Source organism: Phormidium yuhuli AB48, assembly GCF_023983615.1.
GTDB lineage: Bacteria > Cyanobacteriota > Cyanobacteriia > Cyanobacteriales > Geitlerinemataceae > Sodalinema > Sodalinema yuhuli.
In genome coordinates this window covers 2,164,872-2,184,470 of sequence record NZ_CP098611.1, presented here as the reverse complement: position 1 = coordinate 2,184,470, position 19,599 = coordinate 2,164,872, and the positions used below count along the sequence as shown (strand labels likewise).

The 19,599-nt window shown below is 51.4% G+C and carries 23 protein-coding genes and 1 pseudogene; 13 read left to right on the top strand and 11 right to left on the bottom strand.

Going from position 1 to position 19,599, the window contains the following annotated elements; genetic code table 11:
• Positions 1 to 64: 64 nt before the first annotated feature.
• A complete protein-coding gene (gene argS / locus NEA10_RS09395; protein ID WP_252665081.1) occupies positions 65 to 1,819 on the bottom strand; it encodes an arginine--tRNA ligase in 1,755 nt (584 codons plus the stop codon).
• Positions 1,820 to 1,892: 73 nt separating this feature from the next.
• Positions 1,893 to 2,453 carry an adenylate kinase gene (locus NEA10_RS09390; protein WP_252665080.1) on the bottom strand — a complete coding sequence of 187 codons (561 nt, stop codon included), beginning with the start codon at positions 2,451 to 2,453 and terminating at the stop codon, positions 1,893 to 1,895.
• A 208-nt stretch (positions 2,454 to 2,661) separates the two neighbouring features.
• Between NEA10_RS09390 and dcd the strand changes: the two genes are divergently transcribed.
• A complete protein-coding gene (gene dcd / locus NEA10_RS09385) occupies positions 2,662 to 3,243 on the top strand; it encodes a dCTP deaminase (RefSeq protein WP_252665079.1) in 582 nt (193 codons plus the stop codon).
• Positions 3,244 to 3,294: 51 nt separating this feature from the next.
• On the opposite strand, the gene NEA10_RS09380 is transcribed toward dcd, so the two are convergent.
• The gene (locus NEA10_RS09380; RefSeq protein WP_252665078.1) at positions 3,295 to 4,125 is read right to left on the bottom strand and encodes a DUF3598 family protein; all 831 of its coding nucleotides are present in this window, start codon (positions 4,123 to 4,125) and stop codon (positions 3,295 to 3,297) included.
• Between the two features lie 86 nt (positions 4,126 to 4,211).
• Complete coding sequence (locus tag NEA10_RS09375; RefSeq protein WP_252665077.1) at positions 4,212 to 6,140, bottom strand: glycoside hydrolase family 10-like protein; 1,929 nt, start codon at positions 6,138 to 6,140, stop codon at positions 4,212 to 4,214.
• Positions 6,141 to 6,433: 293 nt separating this feature from the next.
• Here NEA10_RS09375 and NEA10_RS09370 point away from each other — a divergent pair.
• Positions 6,434 to 6,598, top strand: a pseudogene (locus tag NEA10_RS09370) (IS1 family transposase); the annotation flags it as partial.
• A gap of 23 nt (positions 6,599 to 6,621) precedes the next feature.
• Here the strand turns inward: NEA10_RS09370 and NEA10_RS09365 are convergent.
• The gene (locus NEA10_RS09365; protein WP_252665076.1) at positions 6,622 to 7,179 is read right to left on the bottom strand and encodes a Uma2 family endonuclease; all 558 of its coding nucleotides are present in this window, start codon (positions 7,177 to 7,179) and stop codon (positions 6,622 to 6,624) included.
• A 121-nt stretch (positions 7,180 to 7,300) separates the two neighbouring features.
• On the opposite strand from NEA10_RS09365, the gene NEA10_RS09360 reads away from it, so the two are divergent.
• From NEA10_RS09360 to NEA10_RS09345, 4 genes are all read left to right on the top strand, one after another.
• Complete coding sequence (locus NEA10_RS09360; protein WP_252665075.1) at positions 7,301 to 7,723, top strand: putative toxin-antitoxin system toxin component, PIN family; 423 nt, start codon at positions 7,301 to 7,303, stop codon at positions 7,721 to 7,723.
• A 4-nt stretch (positions 7,724 to 7,727) separates the two neighbouring features.
• The gene (locus NEA10_RS09355) at positions 7,728 to 7,946 is read left to right on the top strand and encodes a toxin-antitoxin system HicB family antitoxin (RefSeq protein WP_252665074.1); all 219 of its coding nucleotides are present in this window, start codon (positions 7,728 to 7,730) and stop codon (positions 7,944 to 7,946) included.
• Positions 7,947 to 8,015: 69 nt separating this feature from the next.
• Positions 8,016 to 8,240 carry a hypothetical protein gene (locus tag NEA10_RS09350; RefSeq protein WP_252665073.1) on the top strand — a complete coding sequence of 75 codons (225 nt, stop codon included), beginning with the start codon at positions 8,016 to 8,018 and terminating at the stop codon, positions 8,238 to 8,240.
• Positions 8,230 to 8,406, top strand: a complete 177-nt coding sequence (locus tag NEA10_RS09345) for a hypothetical protein (protein ID WP_252665072.1) — start codon at positions 8,230 to 8,232, stop codon at positions 8,404 to 8,406. Before NEA10_RS09350 ends, NEA10_RS09345 begins: the two co-directional genes overlap by 11 nt.
• A 331-nt stretch (positions 8,407 to 8,737) precedes the next feature.
• On the opposite strand, the gene NEA10_RS09340 is transcribed toward NEA10_RS09345, so the two are convergent.
• Positions 8,738 to 8,881, bottom strand: a complete 144-nt coding sequence (locus tag NEA10_RS09340) for a hypothetical protein (protein ID WP_252665071.1) — start codon at positions 8,879 to 8,881, stop codon at positions 8,738 to 8,740.
• Between the two features lie 14 nt (positions 8,882 to 8,895).
• Positions 8,896 to 9,201, bottom strand: a complete 306-nt coding sequence (locus NEA10_RS09335) for an AMP-binding protein (RefSeq protein ID WP_252665327.1) — start codon at positions 9,199 to 9,201, stop codon at positions 8,896 to 8,898.
• A 111-nt stretch (positions 9,202 to 9,312) separates the two neighbouring features.
• Here NEA10_RS09335 and NEA10_RS09330 point away from each other — a divergent pair, with 111 nt between their 5' ends.
• On the top strand, positions 9,313 to 9,483 hold the full coding sequence (locus NEA10_RS09330) for an element excision factor XisH family protein (protein WP_374111880.1): 171 nt from the start codon (positions 9,313 to 9,315) through the stop codon (positions 9,481 to 9,483).
• Positions 9,471 to 9,818 (top strand): XisI protein, encoded by a 348-nt coding sequence (locus NEA10_RS09325; protein WP_252665069.1) that lies wholly within the window; start codon positions 9,471 to 9,473, stop codon positions 9,816 to 9,818. The genes NEA10_RS09330 and NEA10_RS09325 overlap by 13 nt, the downstream gene beginning before the upstream one ends.
• Positions 9,819 to 9,968: 150 nt before the next feature.
• Here NEA10_RS09325 and NEA10_RS09320 read toward each other — a convergent pair whose 3' ends face one another.
• Positions 9,969 to 12,611 (bottom strand): DEAD/DEAH box helicase, encoded by a 2,643-nt coding sequence (locus NEA10_RS09320; RefSeq protein ID WP_252665068.1) that lies wholly within the window; start codon positions 12,609 to 12,611, stop codon positions 9,969 to 9,971.
• Between the two features lie 257 nt (positions 12,612 to 12,868).
• Between NEA10_RS09320 and NEA10_RS09315 the strand changes: the two genes are divergently transcribed.
• From NEA10_RS09315 to folE, 4 genes are all read left to right on the top strand, one after another.
• Entirely contained in the window at positions 12,869 to 13,342 is a 474-nt protein-coding gene (locus NEA10_RS09315; protein ID WP_374111879.1) for a 6-pyruvoyl trahydropterin synthase family protein, read from the top strand.
• Between the two features lie 134 nt (positions 13,343 to 13,476).
• Entirely contained in the window at positions 13,477 to 13,950 is a 474-nt protein-coding gene (locus tag NEA10_RS09310; RefSeq protein ID WP_252665067.1) for a SufE family protein, read from the top strand.
• A 125-nt stretch (positions 13,951 to 14,075) separates the two neighbouring features.
• Positions 14,076 to 14,327: a hypothetical protein gene (locus NEA10_RS09305; RefSeq protein WP_252665066.1), complete on the top strand. Its 252-nt coding sequence runs from the start codon at positions 14,076 to 14,078 to the stop codon at positions 14,325 to 14,327.
• Positions 14,328 to 14,557: 230 nt separating this feature from the next.
• Positions 14,558 to 15,208, top strand: coding sequence for a GTP cyclohydrolase I FolE (gene folE, locus NEA10_RS09300; protein WP_252665065.1), 651 nt, complete (start codon positions 14,558 to 14,560; stop codon positions 15,206 to 15,208).
• Positions 15,209 to 15,293: 85 nt separating this feature from the next.
• Here the strand turns inward: folE and NEA10_RS09295 are convergent, their stop codons facing one another.
• Positions 15,294 to 16,103 carry an MORN repeat-containing protein gene (locus NEA10_RS09295; RefSeq protein WP_252665064.1) on the bottom strand — a complete coding sequence of 270 codons (810 nt, stop codon included), beginning with the start codon at positions 16,101 to 16,103 and terminating at the stop codon, positions 15,294 to 15,296.
• Positions 16,104 to 16,138: 35 nt separating this feature from the next.
• Positions 16,139 to 17,107, bottom strand: a complete 969-nt coding sequence (locus NEA10_RS09290) for a hypothetical protein (RefSeq protein ID WP_252665063.1) — start codon at positions 17,105 to 17,107, stop codon at positions 16,139 to 16,141.
• 79 nt (positions 17,108 to 17,186) lie between these two features.
• Here NEA10_RS09290 and ispE point away from each other — a divergent pair, with 79 nt between their 5' ends.
• The gene (gene ispE, locus NEA10_RS09285) at positions 17,187 to 18,128 is read left to right on the top strand and encodes a 4-(cytidine 5'-diphospho)-2-C-methyl-D-erythritol kinase (protein WP_252665062.1); all 942 of its coding nucleotides are present in this window, start codon (positions 17,187 to 17,189) and stop codon (positions 18,126 to 18,128) included.
• Between the two features lie 112 nt (positions 18,129 to 18,240).
• On the opposite strand, the gene tftA is transcribed toward ispE, so the two are convergent.
• Positions 18,241 to 19,587, bottom strand: a complete 1,347-nt coding sequence (tftA, locus tag NEA10_RS09280; RefSeq protein WP_252665061.1) for a hormogonium tapered terminus morphoprotein TftA — start codon at positions 19,585 to 19,587, stop codon at positions 18,241 to 18,243.
• Positions 19,588 to 19,599 lie beyond the last annotated feature (12 nt).

The window sequence follows — 19,599 nt, the reverse complement described above, 5'->3', positions numbered from 1 at the left end:
CCAACCTCAACCCCCTCTCCTCTCCCTCTGTGTGCTCTGTGCCTCCGTGGTTTGTCTCCCCAACTTACATCCGTTCTAACACCGTAATCCCCAACAACGACAAGCCTAACTTAAGCGTTCTTGCACTCAAATCACATAGCACCAAACGAGAGGTTCGCAATGGTTCCTCCACCTGTAACACCGGACATTGGTCATAGAACTGATTAAATTTCTGACTCAGTTCAAACAGATATTGACAGAGGCGATTCGGGAGTAACTCCTGAGCCACCTCATCGAGAATTTCTGACAAGCTCAAGAGATGTTTAGCCAGGGCCAGTTCCGTCTCCTGCGAGAGTATTAATTGACAATTGCTTAACTCCTCAAAATCAATCTCTCCCTTACGGCTAATCCCCTGCACCCGCACATAGGCATAGAGCAAATAGGGGGCGGTGTTGCCTTGCAGGGATAACATCTTGTCGTAACTAAAGACATAGTTACTGGTGCGGTTTTGGCTCAAATCCGCATATTTCACAGAACTAATCCCCACCCCCTCAGCCACCTGTTCAATAAACTCCGGGGTTTCTGAGCGTTCCTCCGCCTCAATGCGCGTTTGTAAATCCATTCGGGCCCGGTTCACCGCCTCATCCAATAAATCCTTGAGACGTACCGTTTCCCCAGCGCGAGTTTTGAGCTTTTTCCCATCTTCCCCTTGCACTAAGCCAAAGGGAACATGAACCGCCTCTACGTTCTCAGGAAGCCATCCCGCGCGTTGGGCCACTTGGAAGACTTGGGCGAAGTGGGTTCCCTGGCCCGCATCCACCACATAGATAATCCGTGTCGCCCCATCTTCCTGAATCCGATAACGCAGGGCCGCTAAGTCGGTGGTGGCGTAGTTATAACCGCCATTGGATTTCTGGATAATCAGGGGTTGGGGTTTACCCTCTTTGTTCTGGTAGCCTTCTAGGAAGACACATTGGGCCCCTTGGTCTTCGACGAGGAGGCCACCGTCTTTTAAGTCTTGGACGACTTGGGGGAGATGGTCATTATAGAAGGATTCCCCCCGTTCGTTGAGGTCCACATCGAGGCGATCGTAGATTTTCTGAAATTCTCGTCGAGATTGATCACAGAGGAGTTTCCAGGCTTGGCGAGTTTCGGCATCCCCGGATTGTAGCTTGACGACATTGTTGCGGGCCTGCTCTTGGAATTGGGAATCGTCGTCAAAGCGGATTTTGGCTTGTTTGTAGAAACTGACTAAATCGCCAATATCTAAAGCATCGGCTTGAGTTAAGGCGTTGGGATAGACTTCTTTGAGATAGGCAATTAACATCCCAAACTGGGTTCCCCAGTCGCCGACATGGTTGAGGCGTCGCACATCATGACCTTGAAATTCTAAGACTCGGGCGATCGCATCCCCAATAATGGTCGATCGCAGATGGCCTACGTGCATCTCCTTGGCGATATTGGGGCTGGAAAAGTCCACCACCACCGTTTCTGGATGGGGAGTGGGGGCGATTCCCAGGCGATCGCTCCCCTGAATCTGTTGCAATTGCGATTGCAGAAACTCGGGTTTCAGTCGCAGGTTAATAAACCCCGGCCCGGCAATTTCCGGGGGGAAACACAAATCAGAGACATCCAAGGCCTCAATGAGTTGAGTGGCGATATCCCGAGGTTTCTGCTTCAGGGGTTTTGCCAGGGACATGGCTAAGTTGGCTTGATAATCGCCAAACTTGGGGTTATTGGTTGGGGCCAAGAGGGGGTCCGTGCTGGCGAACTCCTCCCCGAAGGCGGCCACGAGGGCCAGGCTGAACTGCTGTTGAAGCTGTTTGAGAATCGAAGACATGGATGATATGGGTGATAGGCGCGATCCAGAGTACCTGAAGGCTGTCATCTTCTGTGAACTGAGTGCGGAGAACCTAGGGTTGGGGAGCCTTCAGTTGAGCGAGTAAGTCCTCCTGGACGGCTTCTAGGGGGCGATCGGCATCCACCCGTAACAGTTTCTCCTGGGGTTTGTAATAGCCGGTGATGGGAATCGTGCGTTGATGGAATAAATCAATGCGCCGTCGGATAATCTGGGGGGCATCATCATCCCGCGATCGCTCTAGGGAGCGTTGCATCAAAACTTCCACCGGTGCATCCAGCCAAATGGCCCAATCGAGTCGTTGTCCCATATCCTGGAGCAGAAAATCCAATTCTTCCGCCTGAAACGCGGTGCGGGGATAGCCATCTAAGAGCCATCCCTGGGCCGCATCCGGTTGACTGAGGCGATCGCGAATAAACTCAATGGCGATGGTGTCAGGAACCAACTCTCCCTGTTCCACATAGGGTTTCGCCTGATTTCCCAAGGCGGTGTCAGCGGCGATCGCCCCCCGGAAAATCTCCCCCGTTGCAATCCAGGGGATGCCCAGGTTGTCACAGAGTAACTTGCCTTGGGTTCCTTTTCCAGCTCCGGGTCCTCCTAGAATGACCAATCTCACAAACTGTCTCTCCTCGACTAAACAGTGCAACAAGCGTTAGGGTGGGGTTATCTCCCCAATTTCCCCCTCCTCAGTATAAGGGAGGTCACGGCCCCCACGTCCTCTGGGGCAAATCTTATCCCCGCCCCCCATCACAATCCTCTCAAAATAGGGTAGGGTAAAAAGCTGACTCCTAATCCTTGTTCCTGCAACTCAACTTCAACTGATTGTGATTAAAAACGATACCTGGATCGCCCAAATGGCTGGACAGGGTATGATTTCCCCCTTTGAGCCTCAGCAAGTTCGCCGCGTTGGTGATGTTCCGGTGATTTCCTACGGCTTAAGCAGTTTTGGCTATGATATTCGCCTTTCCCCGGCGGAATTTCGGATTTTTCGACATATCCCGGGAACGGTGGTAGACCCGAAAAACTTTAACCCGGACAACTTGGAACCCACTCGTCTGTGTGAAGATGCCAACGGCTCTTACTTCATTCTTCCGGCCCATTCCTATGGGTTGGGGGTTGCCCTAGAACGCTTGGATATTCCCAGTACCATCACTGTTATTTGTATTGGGAAAAGCACCTATGCTAGGGCAGGTATTATTGCCAATCTAACCCCGGCTGAAGCTGCCTGGAAAGGACATTTAACCTTGGAGTTTTCCAACTCCTCCAGTGCCGATTGTCGTCTCTATGCCAATGAGGGGATTGTGCAACTTCTGTTCTTAGAGGGAGACCCCTGTTCTGTGAGTTATCAAGATCGCCAGGGCAAATATCAAGATCAAGATGAACGGGTGACGTTAGCTCGGGTGTAGCCTCTCAGGTCATGACTCGACTTACGGGGAATCAATACCCGACCTCTATACTCACAATGTTGAGTCGGTTCTCAATTTTTTTTCAATAATTTGAGTTGAACTGACCCATTGCCCGCTGGCATCATAATTCCGTAATAGCCGAGTGCGGACTCCCTCTTCTCGTCGCCAGCCAATTTCTAGAAAAAAAGGCTGGTGGCGGGGAATGGTGAGAGGACAGAGACAGGATGCACCATCAGGGAAGAGTAGAAGTTGTCGGGGTTCGCTGCTTTGATTAAACAGGATGCGATCGCCCTCAATCTCTCCAGTTGAGGAAAATTGCCATTGAGCGGTACTGAGGGATTGCTGAAGTTGGTTTCCCTGACGGCTAATAACAAGATGACTCTCATAAGACTCAGGGGGACGGAAATCAGGATATTCCGTCGTAACGGTTCCCCGCCACTCACCCAGGAGTTCATCGACGGTTAAGGGAGCGGATTCTGGAGTATCGACGCCATCGAGAACTTCACGAATCAGGGTTCCACCGCTGAACTCCCCATTTTTATAGAGTTGCACCAGTCGCAGCCGCCGTTGGTTATGGATAAATCCCTGTTCGGCACCGAAGTCGGAAACGGGGGAAAATTGCATGGAACCAAAGGAAAAGGCCCCATCTTCAAAAAAGAGGATATTACGTCCTAGGGTGCGATAGTTTAACTCAATTGGGTCTGGTTGAGGCTCTCCCGGTGGATATTTGAACACCCGTTGTTGTACCAGGCTATTGTTTTCAACTCCCTCTAAAGTGACGCGAGTGGGAATGTCCGTTAAGACCGTTCCTTGAGGGGAAAACTGGGTGAATGACCCCCGCCAATCGCCTAAGTTTTTTAAAAATCGCTGCCATTGATTCATCCTGAGACCATCCCTGATGTTCTGGTGTCCTTACGTCGGAGCCGGAGGGCGACGCTGGTTCGCCCCCCGGTGGTTGGGCGGTCTTATCAGTTGCCCAACCGTCGTTCTCCATAGGCGAGAAGTTCATCGATCGCCCGTAAGCGGTTTTCCCAGGTATTGACCTGATAGCCGTTGCTGGCCCGATGCAGCCTCAACCATTGAGGAATGCCATCTTGTAGATTATTCAGGCGCTGACGGGCGATGAGAACTTGCTCGCGATTGGGAGAGTTGGCCAGTTCCGTTAAGGCTTCACTCAGGGCCTGATCTCCCTCTTTCCAGAGAGCGAGTTTATCATCATCAATCCAGATTTGCTCAGACCCTAACACCCATTGCCATTCCGCTCGTAAAGCGCGATGACGGTCTAGGGCCGCTTTAAAGGGTTGACGGAAGGGAATGGGTTGCTGAACACTCTCGATTTGGGTACGCTGCAAAATCTCCTTGAGGTTGTCAAACAGGCGTTCGGCGGCAAAGAGGGCGTAACCACTGGTGGGTAAGTCGCGAATCATCTGCATTTGGTCAACGGCAACGATATCCTCTAAGTCATGGAGTTTGACTGAGGGAACCATCAGGGCCCCTTGGGGCAAATTGCTCAGCATCGGCGTCATAATTCGTCCTAAGCGGTTCGTGTCCGCTGCGTAGGTCATGGGGACGATGACATCAATGATGCCCTGTTCAATCCAGGTTTCCCAGTCTTGCTGGATTTTATGGATGCGATCGTGGCGGGATTGGGGAAACACGGCCGCTGAGAGAATCAACTCCGGGTTACGACGTTGCAGCAGTTGATGGACTTCGCCGACAAACTCCGTCACCTGACTGACGCGGAAATCCGTCCAGCGTTGCCACAACTCGACCTGACGGGGGGAAATGGTGGTCGGGTCAACCCCAGTCATGTCCTTAAAGCGCGATCGCCCCGCCTCCCCATAGCCATAACTGCGTTCGGCACTGGGGTCTTGGAAGGGATAGCGGATATAGTCTAATTGCACTCCGTCCACATCATAATTGAGGATAATCTCGTCGATGATGCGGATGAGATACCAACGGGCTTCGAGGTTGGCTGGGTCGAGAAAGGTTTTTCGGGACCCTCGATGACGAATCTCACCGCGATGGTCAATATTCGCCCATTGGGGATTCTCATTGAGAATCGGGCCGAGGAAACTGGGGGATTGACCCAGAAGGCGGTTGTGGGGTTCATTGCCCACGGCGAAGGCCCACACCCAAGCATGAAGTTCCATCCCCCGTTCCCGGGCCAGTTCAATGGCGGCTTGTAGGGGGTCCCAGCCTTCCGTGAGGGGGTTTTGTTGGCCCGTCACTTGGCTGGGATAAATGGTATACCCTGCATTGAGGGTTTCAAAAAAGACTGTGTTGATACCGGCGCGGGCAAAACGGTCAAATAGAAGTTCCAGTCCAGCTTTTGACCCGGCCCGAACAATGGTGCCGCGATCGAGCCAAATGGAGCGCACTTCTGGGGCGTTATTGCGGGGTCGGTCGTTGGGGTAACTGGCCCAGAGTTGCGATCGCGCCTCCAACCACCGCGATCGTGCCTCCCCATAGTTCCCCTGTCGCACTAATCCCGGAAACTCCCGCAAGAGGGTTTTGGCGGCCTCCACCTGAGTCCCGCCATCGACATAACTCATGGTGACCCCTTGCAACTCGGCATCCAAACTCTGGAGGGCAACATCCCCCAGCTGTCCCAAACTCTGGGCCGCCACCAAGGCACTCTCAACTCGTCCCAGGAGTTGCATGAGTTCCTGCTGCATCCGTAGGGCGATCGTGGCATCAATGGGAGCATCTCCCGCTTCCACCACCAGGCCAGGGGGCGCCACTTCTGAAGCGGGGTCTGCCACCTCAGTCTCAGAAGCCCGACTCTGCACGGTTGTTTCCTGGCTGTGAACCGGAACCGGCAGTAGCAGCGGTAGGGCAAACAAGGCCACCGGGAGCGATAGCTGAGACAGTCGCCGCAATAAGGCGTTTACCATAATCTTCTTCCTTGTCTGGTGTGAGTCGGGTGGGAACCGAAAAGCTAGCCGAATTTTAACCAATTTTGGGACCTTCAGCTCAAACCTGTGTTTTCAGGCTGATATCTGTCTCTACACTTTTTCCTGGCCTCCAGGAAAGTTTCTGGAGTGCTTCCCGAAATTCTTACAGTTGCCGTAGGGTTGAAACCCTTGGAATAGGAGATTTGGGGATAAACTGGGGGAACTCTAGACCTTGGAGAGAGTTAAGGAGGTTTGGCGCCGGGTGCCACATAGACCCTTATCAATCGAGTCGTTTACAGCGAAGTTTAGATGTCCAGCAGCTACTGCATAACTGGGTGCGTCCTCACTGGGGATTGGGAAAACAAACCACCCCAGCGATGGCAATGGGATTCATAAATCGCCCGGTTACGATGGCTGAATTACTCAATTCCAGGGGCTTTGATGACCTCCTACTTTAACAAACCAGTGTCCCCTACTACAACTACAACAATTTTTGTAAAGCGATGGTAAAACCCGGAATCACATCTTCTCCTTCTAGCATTGCATTCTCTGGATATTGCGTAATCGAACCATCAGCACGATAAACAAAAGCACGACGATTGATGCGGTCGATTAACCATCCTAATTTGACCCCATTGTCGATATAGTTTGCCATCTTTGCTTGTAACTTAGTTAAACTATCCGTCTTAGAACGAATTTCAATGACAAAATCAGGGACTATATCGCAAAATTCGTCTTCTCCAGTATCCCATCCTTCTGGTAAACGTTCTCGGGCAATAAAAGCAACATCAGGAGAGCATAATGCACCGTTAGGAAGTATAAACCCCCCACTCGAACTAAAAACTTCTCCTAACTCATTAGAGTCAACAAAGGCGAATAAATAAGCACCTGCTTTTAGTTCTCGATTACTAGAAATTTTTCCAGTTGGTGGCATTGTGCTTAAAGTTCCATCGGCATTGCGTTCAAATCTCAGTTCGGGATTTTGGGAACTGAGTTGCATTAATGCTGCATCAGTAATGGGTTTAATGGCTGGGGTCATGGTAGCGCGATCGCATGGGTTTGCTCGTTTCCTCTCATGTTAACGCGCTCTCTGGATAAGCTGATAGGACTTGCATCATTTCCCTCATCCCCAATAATGGCATATATGCTATCATTGGCTCATGTGTAGCAAACTTGTGATTGACACCAATGTTTTTGTCAGTGCTTTGATTAGTGCCGATGGAGTCAGTCGTGCCGTGCTTCGTGCCTGCTTACAAGGCAAGTATCAACCCCTGATGGGAACGGCTTTGTTTTTGGAGTATGAGTCCATTCTGGCAAGGTCAGACGTCATGGTACGTTGTCCGCTACCGAAAGCAGATGTTGAAGCATTGCTGGCTGCTTTGATGTCCGTGAGTCAATGGGTTCAGATTTATTACTTATGGCGGCCAAACTTGCGGGATGAAGCCGATAATCATTTGATTGAGTTGGCGATCGCAGGCAATGCAGAGGCAATTGTCACCCAGAATGTAAAAGATTTCCAGCAGCACGAACTCATCTTTCCCCAGCTTTCTATTCTTTCCCCTGAAGTATTTATTACGGAGTAAGTATATGGCAACTTTAACGATTCGTTTACCCGATGAAAAACATTCTCGCCTGAAAGCACTGGCTCAATCTCGTGGCATCAGTGTAAATAAATTAATGGAAGAACTCTCGACACTGGCACTAGCTGAGTTCGATGCTCAGACCCGCTTTCAAGCCTTGGTAATGCAGGGAGATGTGGCGCGGGGTTTAGAGATTTTAGATCGGTTAGATACTTTGAATGAGTAGGGTGGGCAATGTCCACCCATCAAGTTATTGATTTTTAATCCAACGCCAGAGGAAACTGTTCTAATAGCCATGACATCCAACACCTATCAACTCCCTTTAACTTTTGACAAGATATTAATTCTAGTTCAACAACTTACTAAAGAGGAGCAAATCAAGCTCAAACAGGAAATTGATAAACGAATAAACGCCCAAGAGGATGATTTTTTTACTGTCTTTGATCGCATTGGCAAAAATGCTCAACAAAGAGGATTAACTGAAGAAGTTATCCAGAAATTGCTTGCGGATGAATCCTAAGCTGATTGTGATTGACACCAATGTTTTAATCAGTGCGGTTTTGAGTCCAGAAGGAACGGCACGAAAAGCCTTGAATCGAGTTTATCATAGCTTTGAAATTTCTCAAAGTGATGAGACGAATCAAGAATTAGTGGCCAGGATTTACCAGCGCAAGTTTGATAAATAAATTTCGGATGCAGAACGAAAATATTTTTTGAGAGTTGTCAAACATTATAGTCAATTTATTTAAGTAAAATCTCAGGTTGAGATTTGTCGAGATGTTGATGACAACAAGTTTTTAGAATTGGCGATCGATTCTCAGGCAATATTTCTGAATTACTGGCGATCGCGATTTATTATCCTTAAAAACCCAAGTTGAATCTCAAATATTAATTGTGACTCCTAGAGAGTTTTTGGAAGAGGAGTCTAGGGGATTCTAGACCTGCAAGGAGTTGAAGGCCAAAGTATAAGCGCCAGTGATGCCAACGAGCCTGGAGATTGAGCGCCTGTGCTTGGAGTTAATGTTCCATCGCCTGGGGGATATCCCAGAGCGTCCAATGGAGAGCCGCGATGCGTTCTTGGATTTTCGCGGGATGGGGGCAAAAGGTTAAGGCTTTGTGGTAGTGGTTGAGGACGGCTTGGGTGTGGGAATCAGTGGGCATTGGCAATTGGGCTGTCAGGTGGCGATGGCTTCTAGTCTGGGTAAAGTGCGTTGGAGTGGGGTGGTGTCTGGGGCGGGAATGGCGATGACTCCGGCGTAAAGACAACCAAACAGGGCGGCGATCGCATCAAGGCTTTGGTGATAAACTAGGAGCACTCTAGACCCCGGTGAGAGGTGAGTTTGTAGGTAGGCGGCGATCGCTTTGGCTTTTTGGTCGAGTTGGCGGTAAGTGAGTTGGCTGGTGGGGGTTTTGCCGTTTTTGAGGAACGTATAGGCGAGTGGGTTGGGCTGTTGCTGGGCGCGAGTTTGTAGGAGGTGAATGAGGGTGGAATAGGTTATGGGTGGGAATGCTAAGAAGAATTAAGAGATTGAGGGAGTGCGATCGCCCTTAATTTTGTATAATAGGTTTAGAGTTACATTTCGCTTATTAGATTGCTTATCGTGGCTGAAGACCCCGATCGCATTCTGTATCTTGCCATCCCCCATCTAGTCTATAACAGCTTCTTTCAATTGGAATTTCCGGCTTTAATGCTGCAAGAAAACTCTGTAAAAATTATTTTTTACGACATTGAATTGGAGCGAGTTATTATATGGAAGGAGTAACGGGTCAAGTAAAAACGTATCAACAAATCGTCCAGCACTTGTTGATGGGTTATGCCGAAAGTAAACCCGCTTATGGCGAAATTGAGGTAGAGACGATTTTTGATACCCAGCGCGACCACTATCAAATTGTACATCTGGGTTGGCAACATCAGCGTTGGGTTCATCATTGTGTGATCCATCTTGATATTCGCGATGAAAAAATTTGGATTTTTTACAATTCAACGGAGCATGATATTGCAGCAGATTTAGTCAATTTGGGTGTTCCACAACAAGATATTGTGCTAGGTTTTTACCCTCCTTTCATGCGAGAAATGAGTGATTACGCAGTGGACTAAAAAGAGCTAAAAACAGTATTTTCGTTTTTGGGGAAAGAAAATTTATGGCAGATTATACCAATTCTCAGAAGTCGTGCCATAGATGGGGGTTATCCCTATTGCCTATTGCCTAGGGCGCGCCACTTGCGGTACGCCCCTACGTCTTTTCTATTAAACCTCATCCCGGACAGGAAAGCGATTAATTAACTCACTCGCATCCCAAGCCAAGCGGCGAATCTCAGGACTGGCATGGGGAATATGGGGAATTTGCGAGAGAAAATCAAGGGTTCGTCGTAAGATACGCACAATATCCCCCTCATCCAGACTCGTATTCTCACAAAGTTCCGTCCAGTCCACCCCATAGGCCCAATACTCCACCAAACCCAAGGCATCCCATTCCAACCAAACCGGAAAAGCCACTTGATAACGCCATTGAATCTGAATCACTTGGCGACGCAATCCCCGTAAACCCCCCAGGGCCTCTTCCACTTCCGGCGTGATAGCATAACGAGTCCAGGTATCTGATCGCACCTCCATCACCAGGGCCGCACAGGCCGCCGCAAATTGTTCCGGAGTCAGACTATCAAACAATCCACTGGTGATAGCCAACCCTAACCACAACTCATTATCCCCACGCACAGCCGCGATGGACTCCCCTAATAGCGTCGGTTTCATCGAGAGGCCATCCAAACACTCAAACTCAATCAGAATATCAATCAAATCCAGGAACGCCTCCCAGTGACGGGCCAAATTAACCCGGATACTCTCTTCCCGTTCCTGTCGTTGCCGTTGCAGCCGGGCTAACCGTTTGGCCCGTTTAATCAACGTACCGGGATTGCCAAATTGAGTCAGGGGATGCCGTTCCAGTTCGGCGGTAATGTCTGCCACCCGTTCCTGCCATTCTTGGACCTCTGGGGGGATATCCGGGGCAGCTAGGCCAGGGATTTGTTGGGCGACGGCCTCAGTTTCTGGGCCCCCGTTGCGGGTTTGTCCCGGTTTAGGAGGCATCTCTGGGGGAGGTGTTAGGGAATCGACCCCCTCCAACCGAGGAATTTCCCCCCGTAAACTCACCACATCTTTGGTGGTGACAATATACCAGCGATTATTCGCCCCTAAGCAAATCAGATAGGGGGCTTTGCCAGGGCCCGGGAGTTTATTGACTAAAACGGCGTTGAGGGGGTCGGAGACCGGGACATTGGGCCCTTTGAGTTGTAGGATACTGCCGGCTACGGCAAATTGCAGGGCCAGGGTGAGGGATTTACTCTGCACATCTCCGGCCTGTTGTTGCAGGGTTTTGAGAATGCGGCGTTCTTCTTTGAGCCGTTGTTGCAGTTTTTCGTAACTACTGAGATACTCGGGGTCAACTTGCTCAAATTTAGTCTGGGCGGCGGTGATTTCCGCGTCTAGGTCTTGGAGAGCCTGTTGTTGGGGACGTAGACCAAGACCGGCGAGATATTGACCAAAACTGCGTTCAATCAGTTCTTTGGCTTCGTCGAGGCTATGGGTTTGTAAGAGGTTTAACACCATCCCATAGTTGGGGGTGAATTGGCTCACCAGGGGGTCTGCCTTGGACGTGGCGAGGTTAGCCGCCTCGATCGCCCCTTCAAAGGGAGTATCGAGGGTCACCACATAGCCCTGTTCGTCCATTCCCCGCCGCCCGGCCCGTCCAGCCATTTGTAGGAACTCCGAGGCGGTGAGGAGACGATGACCGCGATCGGTCCGTTTGGAAAGGCTAGAGATAACCGTAGTGCGGGCGGGCATATTAATCCCGGCGGCCAGGGTTTCCGTGGCGAAGACGACTTTAATTAATCCCCGTTGGAAGAGTTGTTCAACCAAAGCTTTCCAGGCCGGCAGAATCCCGGCATGATGGGCGGCGATGCCACGATAGAGGGGTTCCACTTGTCCTTCCCGGCCCGCGTCGGGATTTTGGCGTAGGAACTCGTCAATAGTCTGTTTGAGTTGGGCGGCTTCCTCCTCGTTGACAAGGCTGAGGTTGCCCATATCCTTAACGGAGCGATCGCAGCCTCGACGACTGAAGATAAAGTAGATAGCCGGTAACATCTCCCGTTTCCGCAGTTGGGAGACCACATAACTAATCGCGAGGCCATCGCGACGGCTACGACGACGGTTTTTATCACCCCGCTGGGGTTTAAGACGAGAGTTCAGCCGTTGGTTCTGTTTATCGAGCAGGGGGAAAACGCCCTTACGGTTACAGAAAAGGAATTGTAGGGGAACCGGGCGATGTTCAGAATAGATGCGTTCCGTGGGGCCGTGGACTTGACTAATCCAATCGGTGAGTTGGTCGCTGTTGGCCACGGTAGCCGATAGGCCCACCAGTTGGATTTCCGGGGGACAGTAGATGATGGATTCTTCCCAAACCGTTCCCCGCTGGCGATCGTTCATATAGTGACATTCATCCAGGACGACGGTTTGCACGCCCTGAATTGAAGTCCCTACTTCGCCGATGCGGGTTCCATAGAGCATATTACGGAAGATTTCCGTGGTCATGACGATGATGGGAGCATCGCGGTTGAAGGAGAGGTCCCCTGTGAGCAGTCCCACATTCTCGGGACCGAATTGCTCTTGGAAGTCTCGCAGTTTTTGGTTAGAGAGGGCTTTGAGGGGAGTGGTGTAGAAGACTCGTTGCTCGTTGGCTAGGGCCCGGTAGATGGCGTATTCACCGATTAGGGTTTTTCCAGACCCCGTGGGAGCACAGACGATCGCCGATTTACCGGCGTTGAGGGCAGCGATGGCGTCCTGTTGAAAGTCGTCGAGGGGAAAGGGAAAAAGCTGATTAAGGTCGAGATCGGACATGATGGGGAGTATGACTCAGAACAGGGAGAATGAAGGGAAGGAGCGAATCTTAGGGACGACCTTGAGCGGCGGGTTGGCAGATGGGCGCGATCGCCTACCCAAATCATAACGCCGCCTGTTCCCCTGCGAGCACCGGCTCCGTCGCGTTACCCTGATTTTAGGGGGTCATCGGAATTTCCTTGACCCGAATTCCCGGCCCCGTGAGATAATGTTGAGTAAAGTTTTGTATCTTGTCCGACAAGCTTAGAATTTATACCATGCAAGCCCGTCTGACCGTCAACACCTATTTCAGTGCGGCCCATCGCCTGGCTCGCCCAGACCTCGACTATACAACCAATTGTGGGGTCTATGGTAAATGCGCCCGTCCTCATGGTCATGGTCATAACTACCATCTGGATGTGACGGTTCGGGGAGAGGTCAATCCTCGCACGGGGATGGTGGTGGAGTTGGGGGCGTTACGTCATCTGATTCAGGAGGTGGTGATTGAACCTCTGGATCACCGTTTCCTCAATAAAGATATTCCCTACTTTGAAACTCGGGTTCCCACGGCTGAAAATATCGCCATTTATATCCGGGATTTGCTCCTCGGGCCCTTAGAAGAGCTGGGGTTGAGCTTGGAGAAGTTACGGCTATATGAGAGTCCCAACAACTCCTGTGAACTCTATGGGACCATGGGGGGCGATCGCCAAGCTTCCACAACCCAGGAGAAAACCAAGCTCCTTCTCGTGTGAGGTATTGGATTCCCTGGAGCCATGATTCTCGCCTCCTATTCCCCAGCGTAACCTGAGCCTGGGGGTCTCCAGATTGCCCTCTGACCTCTTGTTTTTAAGACTTGACCGCCCCTAGCATCCTCAACAATTTGACGATGACGACCCCTACTCTTCCCCCAGAACTCGACAAAATGGTTCAACGCTTCCAGCGCGCCTCTGACCCCAAACGGCGTTATGAGCAACTGCTCTGGCTAGCGAAAAAACTGCCAGAGATGCCCGAGGCTGAGAAAACTCCTGAAAATAAAGTTCAGGGGTGCGTCTCTCAGGTTTACGTCACCGCACATCTCGACGAGGCCGGCAAAGTTCACTTTAACGGGGATTCTGACGCCCAGTTAACCAAGGGACTCCTAGCCTTCCTGATTCGTGGAACCGAAGGACTAACCCCAGTCGAGGTGGTCAAGCTCGCCCCCGACTTCATTCAGGACACCGGCCTACAGGCGAGTTTAACCCCATCTCGTGCCAACGGATTTTACAATATTTTCAAAACCATGAAACAAAAAGCCTTACTGTTGGCCCCAGCGGAGACGGATTTAAGTGCTTTCGATATTAAAAGTGCTGAAGCTGGGTAACGCTTTTTCTTGGATTGTACTAACGGGGAGACTCCTTAAAATAAAATATTTTGGTCATTATCGCGGCGTTCTTCTGAAAAAGGTGTTAGAATTGCTAAGGTGATTAACGGTGATGTTCTGTTGTCATGGGTTTTCAAAATTGGGTTTTGATGCGCCACGGCAACTCCAGCCAATCTAACCAAATTTTCTTAAAAAACCCAACAAAATCGGGACTGGACTTGTCTTTGACCATGCTTTCAACACCGTATTTTTTCCGTGCGATCGCCCCCAATCCAGGGGTTAACCTCTCCCAAGTTGTCACAGATAGATCGCCTAGCCAATGCGGTATTCAGAGCCAAAATAAAAAATTCATACAACTTTTTACAACACTTCGTTAACAGCATTCCAGTCAGCCCCTGCGATCGCAGCGTGGTGAGCCTCTAAATCTGCCCAGCGGCGGTTCATCCCCGTCGTAGATTCCCTCGCGTTTTTTGGAGGAACATTTATGTTTCCTAGATTCAATAGCAGCTAATCATCTGCCGTCCTGAGCAATGCTTTTTTTTGCCGCCTTGCTGAGAATGAATCTAATTTCCGATTTTCCGACTAGCTACTGATTTACAACAGCCTAATGACACTATCCAATTCTTCCGAACTCATCGGTACAGATCGACTTGAAAAACAACTGGAGACCAACGGACATAGCACCGTTTCCGAACAGGAAATGCGTCAATCCATTCGCACCCTGTTAACTGAACTTGGCGAAGATCCCGATCGCGAAGGACTGCGAGACACCCCCAAACGAGTCAGCAAAGCCTGGCAATTCCTCACCTCAGGATATAACCAATCCATGGAGGAACTGCTCAACGGAGCAATTTTTAACGAGAACTCCCATGAGATGGTCTTGGTACGTGACATCACCCTCTTCAGCACCTGCGAACATCATATGCTGCCGATTATCGGCCATGCTCATGTGGCCTATATCCCCAACGGCAAGGTGATTGGCCTCTCCAAAATTGCCCGTATTTGTGAAATGTTCGCCCGTCGCCTCCAGGTTCAAGAACGTCTCACCGGACAAGTCGCCGACGCCCTACAAGACGTTCTCCAGCCTCAAGGGGTCGCCGTGGTCATTGAGGCCACCCATATGTGCATGGTCATGCGTGGGGTGCAAAAACCCGGTTCCTGGACAACCACCAGTGCCATGCGAGGCGTGTTTTCCGATGATGCACGCACACGCCAAGAGTTCATGGGGTTAATTCGCCACAGTCCTCAGTTCCACTAACCACCCCGTCCCCCGTCCTTCCCTAGCACGGGGGACCCACTTAGAACCCCACGACCGTCTTATATCGGTCACCGGGGTCAGGTTACTAATAGCCGCTAAAACTAACCGGTTGACCTAAGCGGAAGGCTCCAACCACCCGCCGTCCATCAGGGAACGTCATCGTTCCTGTGCCATGAGGTCGTCCCTGTCGCAGTTCCCCCACATAACGACGGCCATCCCCATAGGTACAGGTGGCATTATTAGCATCAAAGTTATTGGTAAAGAAAAACCCCGTGCAGGTTGTCCCAGTAGAATGGCGGAACGTCCCTCGTCCAAAGGGTTTGCCAGCGAAAAACTCCCCTTGGAAGCGATTGCCATTGGAGAAAATATATTCCCCATTCCCATCAGGTTGACTCAGAAGAAAGACCCGTTGAACCTCCTGGGTATCTAAAATCATTTCGCCCCTCGTGGTTCTGCGGCCCGTCGGCACCAAGTCCGTCACGGTTTCCGTCCGAGAAGTACCGCCAAAGCTACCTTGATAGCGATCGCCATTGGTAAAAAAGGCAGTCCCCTCACGAATCGACCCCTCAACAAATCGCCCTTCATAGCGAGCATCATCAGGAAGAATCAAGCGGCCTTGACCATGGGGTAAACCGTTTCTAAACTCACCCTCATAACGAGTCCCATCCCCCAAGGTATAAATTCCCCGTCCGTTGGGTAAAAAGTCTTGGAACGAGCCAATATAACTGCGTCCATCTCCATAATTACAGCGACCATAGCCAACCCCCGAATCTAACAGGGAGGCCGGAGAGCATTGAGGATTACGAGAATCCTGAGCCAAACCCGGCAGCAAAGACCCCTCAAAACCGAGGCCTAAACCTAACAATGACGCGATAAGGATAGCGTATTTTTTCATGACCCAATTGATCCTCTCAATACAACACAAACGAGCTAACGTCGGCTAATTAAGTTGGAGTTTGCCATGTTGTTATTCTCAGGGACGATGCCGGGCTCTCCCACACCCCGGGCTACTTCCACCCCGTTTTGCTCCAGAATCACCACAGGCTCTCCCTGTAGCCGTTCAACACGAACAACACGAACCTCCCCATTCGCCACAGTATCCCCCACCCGCACATAACGACTAAAGGCAGACCCGGGAGTTTGTAGGATAATTTGTATATCTCCCCCAACTTGCATGACCCCAGTTACCTGAGTTCCCTGAGCCAAATCGATCGCCGGTGGTGGCGGTTCAGTGACAACATCTTGCGGTGGGTCGGCTTCCCGGGGTCCCTCCAAAATAGCCAGTTCTTCCTCATCAAGGGCGTCAAACTCAATGCTACGGGCAGGACGTAAACGGGGAATAGCAAATTCCTGAGCATCGACGGCCGGCAGGGGGTTAGCCATCTGCCCCGTTAGAGGAGGAAGGGGAGGGCCCGCCGTAATCCCATCGGTGGCCGCAGCTGGTTGACCATTCCTAGCCCCAGCCGCCGGAGTGCCTGCTCCCGCCCCTGTAGCTTGGGCCCCGGGGGCAGGAGCTCCAGTGACCTGCCGAGTTACCGTTTCTGCCTGGCGTTGACTGCGAGAGACTTCTACTGGCAAGATGCCAAAGGGATCGCCATTATCATCGCGGGTAGCATCCAAATTGCGTTGCACCTGGCGGCTGCGCTCCTGAGGATTGGTTGAGGAAATTAGACCCGTCGGGGCGGCGGTTATGACATTGTTTTCTTCAACGAGGGGAGATTCAAAGGTTTCTGCTTCAGGGATCTCATCCTCTCCATTCTCAGACCCATTCATGGGAACCTGTTCCGCCACTGGCGTTTCATCCGTTCCAGGGGCACTGAAGTCTTGTTCATCCGGACCACAGGCCCCTAGCACCATGGCTAGGGCTAAGCCTAAAGCTGTAAATCGATAGTGACGCATAGCCATTTCCCCAAAATCCTCCTTCTAGGATAGCTTGATCAATGATAATTGTGGTTCTATCCACCGTTTAGCCAAACTCATGGAACGCTGCACTCTCTCCGCCCCTGCCAAGATTAACCTATATCTAGAGATTATTGGCGATCGCCCCGATGGCTATCACGAGCTGGCCATGATCATGCAGAGCGTGGCCCTGTGCGATCGCCTTTGGTTACAGGTTAATGGCCTTGAACAGTTCCGGCTTCAGTGCAATACGCCGGGAGTTCCAGGCGATCGCAGCAACTTGGCCCTGCGAGCCGCCGAGTTAATGGCCCAGACTTACCCGGAAACCCATCATAACTTGGGTGGGCTGGACATTTACCTCGATAAAGTCATTCCCATCGCTGCGGGACTAGCCGGGGGGTCTACAGATGCCGCTGCGGTCCTGGTGGGGTTAGACCTCCTCTGGAGGCAAGGACTCACTCAGCCAGAACTCTGGGATTTGGCGGCTGAACTCGGCTCCGATGTTCCTTTCTGTATTAGTGGGGGAACGGCTCTGGCCAGTGGTCGAGGGGAGGAGATTACCCCGCTTCCCAGTATGGAAGGAGTATCGGTGGTCTTAGCCAAACATCACAGTCTAGCGATTTCCACCCCCTGGGCTTATAAAACCTTCCGGGAGCGTTTCTCCCATACTTACGCCACTGGGGATGATGCCCAAGCACAACGCCGCCAGTCTCTCCATGCAGGGCCCATGATGTCTGCTCTGTTAAATCACGATAAGCGAGAAATCGGTCGCTTGCTCTACAACGACCTGGAAAAAGTCGTGTTACCGGAGTTTCCCTCGGTGGCGCGGTTACGTCAGGTGATGTCCGAGGGGGATGTTCTGGGGGCAATGATGTCTGGGTCTGGCCCGACGGTCTTTGCGCTGACGGAAACTCCGGAACAGGCCCAGTCCCTTTGTGATCATGTCAAACGGGAAATTCCCGATGAGGACTTGGGCCTGTGGGTGACGGAATTTTGCCCCACCGGGGTTTTTGTGTGTTAGGGAAGAAGGCAAGAGGCAATAGGCAATAGGGGGAAGAAGGCAATAGGCAATAGGGGGAAGAAGGCAAGAGGCAAGAGGCAAGAGGCAATAGGCAATAGGCAATAGGGGGGGGTTATAGGATGCCGGCGGATTCGTAGAGTTGGCGGAGAATGGCTAGGATGCGATCGCCGTAGTTGCTATCGGATTTCCAGCGGCCGGAGAGTTGTTGGACGAGGGGGGCGATGCCTCGGGAGATGAAGCGAAAGCGGGGGTCAACGACCTCTAAGACAAGCGGTTCGACACTCCCATAAGCCTTTAAATGCTGGACGTGGGCGCGAACTCCAACTCGGGCTGAGGAAAATCTCGCTCCCCCGGCACTTCCTGCCGCATCGCCGAGTCCGGCGAAGTTATTTTGACTGGCGTTGATGCCACGACCGAAGCGGAGAAAATCTGTTTCTAAACACATTTGGGCAAAGGCAATATCACTATTGACACCCTCAATACTTGCCTCTTCTCGATAGAGTCTCGCTAGGTCTGGAAACTGATTTAGAGCATCGGAATTGTCATTTTTTAGAAACACATTCATTTGGGTTTCTGTGGTGTTGCCGATGCCCATAATGCGGTCAACATGACCGGGGCAAATGGCGACCGCTGAACGTAGAACGACCGCTCGGTCATCGTTATTCCAACCTACGGAAATATTGAACTCGCGTAAATCAACCGCTTTCACATACACGACGTTTCGATAATACACCCGCCGCACCAATTCATTATCACTTAAATCCACCCCCAGGGCATCCGCTAAGTCAATGGGAATGTAAGAATTGCCATTGATCAGAATTCCCGGTTCCCCGTAGCGTTGGCCGTTGATGTGAATGTTGATGGTGGGGTAGGTGACATCGGGGGGTGGCAGTTCTGGGGCGCGGTTGACCCAGGCTAGCAAGCCATCGGCTAAACCAGCAGCGATCGCCGGGCGTCGGTTTTGGATGAGACTGCGATCGGTGGGATTGGTGAGAAAGCCAATTTCAATATAAAGGGAGGGAACGGCGACGGCTCGACAAAAGAGGAGTTTGCCCGTGGCGGTGCTAGAGTCGGGACGGGCCCCTCGGTTGGCAAATTGGGGAACCTGCTGGAGTAAACTTCTCAGGAGTCGTTCCGCTTCTAAGCGCCGTTCGTTGTTGTTGGTGATGTAATAGACCGTTGTGCCTCGCGCTTCCGGGTTGAGGGCGGCGTTGGTGTGCAGTTGAATCGCCACATCGTTGGCTTGGGCGCGATTATTAATCCAGGTGATGGTTTGGTCTTGGTTGAGGTCGTCTGGGATGGAGAGGGCCGTGACTTTACGAGCTTGTAGGGCGCTCAGGAGGCGATCGCGCAACAGAATCATCTCCTGGGCTTCGGTAGTCCCACCGGCGATCGCACCTGGGTCAGTTTGTCCATCTTCATAGCCGCCATGGCCAGCCGATACAAATACTCGTCTCATGCGATTCTCAAT

Bases quoted from the DNA above. Each gene is read 5' to 3' on its own strand.
- argS (WP_252665081.1), bottom strand. From the start codon at position 1,819: ATGTCTTCGATTCTCAAACAGCTTCAACAGCAGTTCAGCCTGGCCCTC.
- NEA10_RS09380 (WP_252665078.1), bottom strand. From the start codon at position 4,125: ATGAATCAATGGCAGCGATTTTTAAAAAACTTAGGCGATTGGCGGGGG.
- NEA10_RS09375 (WP_252665077.1), bottom strand. From the start codon at position 6,140: ATGGTAAACGCCTTATTGCGGCGACTGTCTCAGCTATCGCTCCCGGTG.
- NEA10_RS09365 (WP_252665076.1), bottom strand. From the start codon at position 7,179: ATGACCCCAGCCATTAAACCCATTACTGATGCAGCATTAATGCAACTC.
- NEA10_RS09360 (WP_252665075.1), top strand. From the start codon at position 7,301: ATGTGTAGCAAACTTGTGATTGACACCAATGTTTTTGTCAGTGCTTTG.
- NEA10_RS09355 (WP_252665074.1), top strand. From the start codon at position 7,728: ATGGCAACTTTAACGATTCGTTTACCCGATGAAAAACATTCTCGCCTG.
- NEA10_RS09350 (WP_252665073.1), top strand. From the start codon at position 8,016: ATGACATCCAACACCTATCAACTCCCTTTAACTTTTGACAAGATATTA.
- NEA10_RS09345 (WP_252665072.1), top strand. From the start codon at position 8,230: ATGAATCCTAAGCTGATTGTGATTGACACCAATGTTTTAATCAGTGCG.
- NEA10_RS09340 (WP_252665071.1), bottom strand. From the start codon at position 8,881: ATGCCCACTGATTCCCACACCCAAGCCGTCCTCAACCACTACCACAAA.
- NEA10_RS09325 (WP_252665069.1), top strand. From the start codon at position 9,471: ATGGAAGGAGTAACGGGTCAAGTAAAAACGTATCAACAAATCGTCCAG.
- NEA10_RS09320 (WP_252665068.1), bottom strand. From the start codon at position 12,611: ATGTCCGATCTCGACCTTAATCAGCTTTTTCCCTTTCCCCTCGACGAC.
- NEA10_RS09315 (WP_374111879.1), top strand. From the start codon at position 12,869: ATGCAAGCCCGTCTGACCGTCAACACCTATTTCAGTGCGGCCCATCGC.
- NEA10_RS09310 (WP_252665067.1), top strand. From the start codon at position 13,477: ATGACGACCCCTACTCTTCCCCCAGAACTCGACAAAATGGTTCAACGC.
- NEA10_RS09305 (WP_252665066.1), top strand. From the start codon at position 14,076: ATGGGTTTTCAAAATTGGGTTTTGATGCGCCACGGCAACTCCAGCCAA.
- folE (WP_252665065.1), top strand. From the start codon at position 14,558: ATGACACTATCCAATTCTTCCGAACTCATCGGTACAGATCGACTTGAA.
- NEA10_RS09295 (WP_252665064.1), bottom strand. From the start codon at position 16,103: ATGAAAAAATACGCTATCCTTATCGCGTCATTGTTAGGTTTAGGCCTC.
- NEA10_RS09290 (WP_252665063.1), bottom strand. From the start codon at position 17,107: ATGCGTCACTATCGATTTACAGCTTTAGGCTTAGCCCTAGCCATGGTG.
- ispE (WP_252665062.1), top strand. From the start codon at position 17,187: ATGGAACGCTGCACTCTCTCCGCCCCTGCCAAGATTAACCTATATCTA.
- tftA (WP_252665061.1), bottom strand. From the start codon at position 19,587: ATGAGACGAGTATTTGTATCGGCTGGCCATGGCGGCTATGAAGATGGA.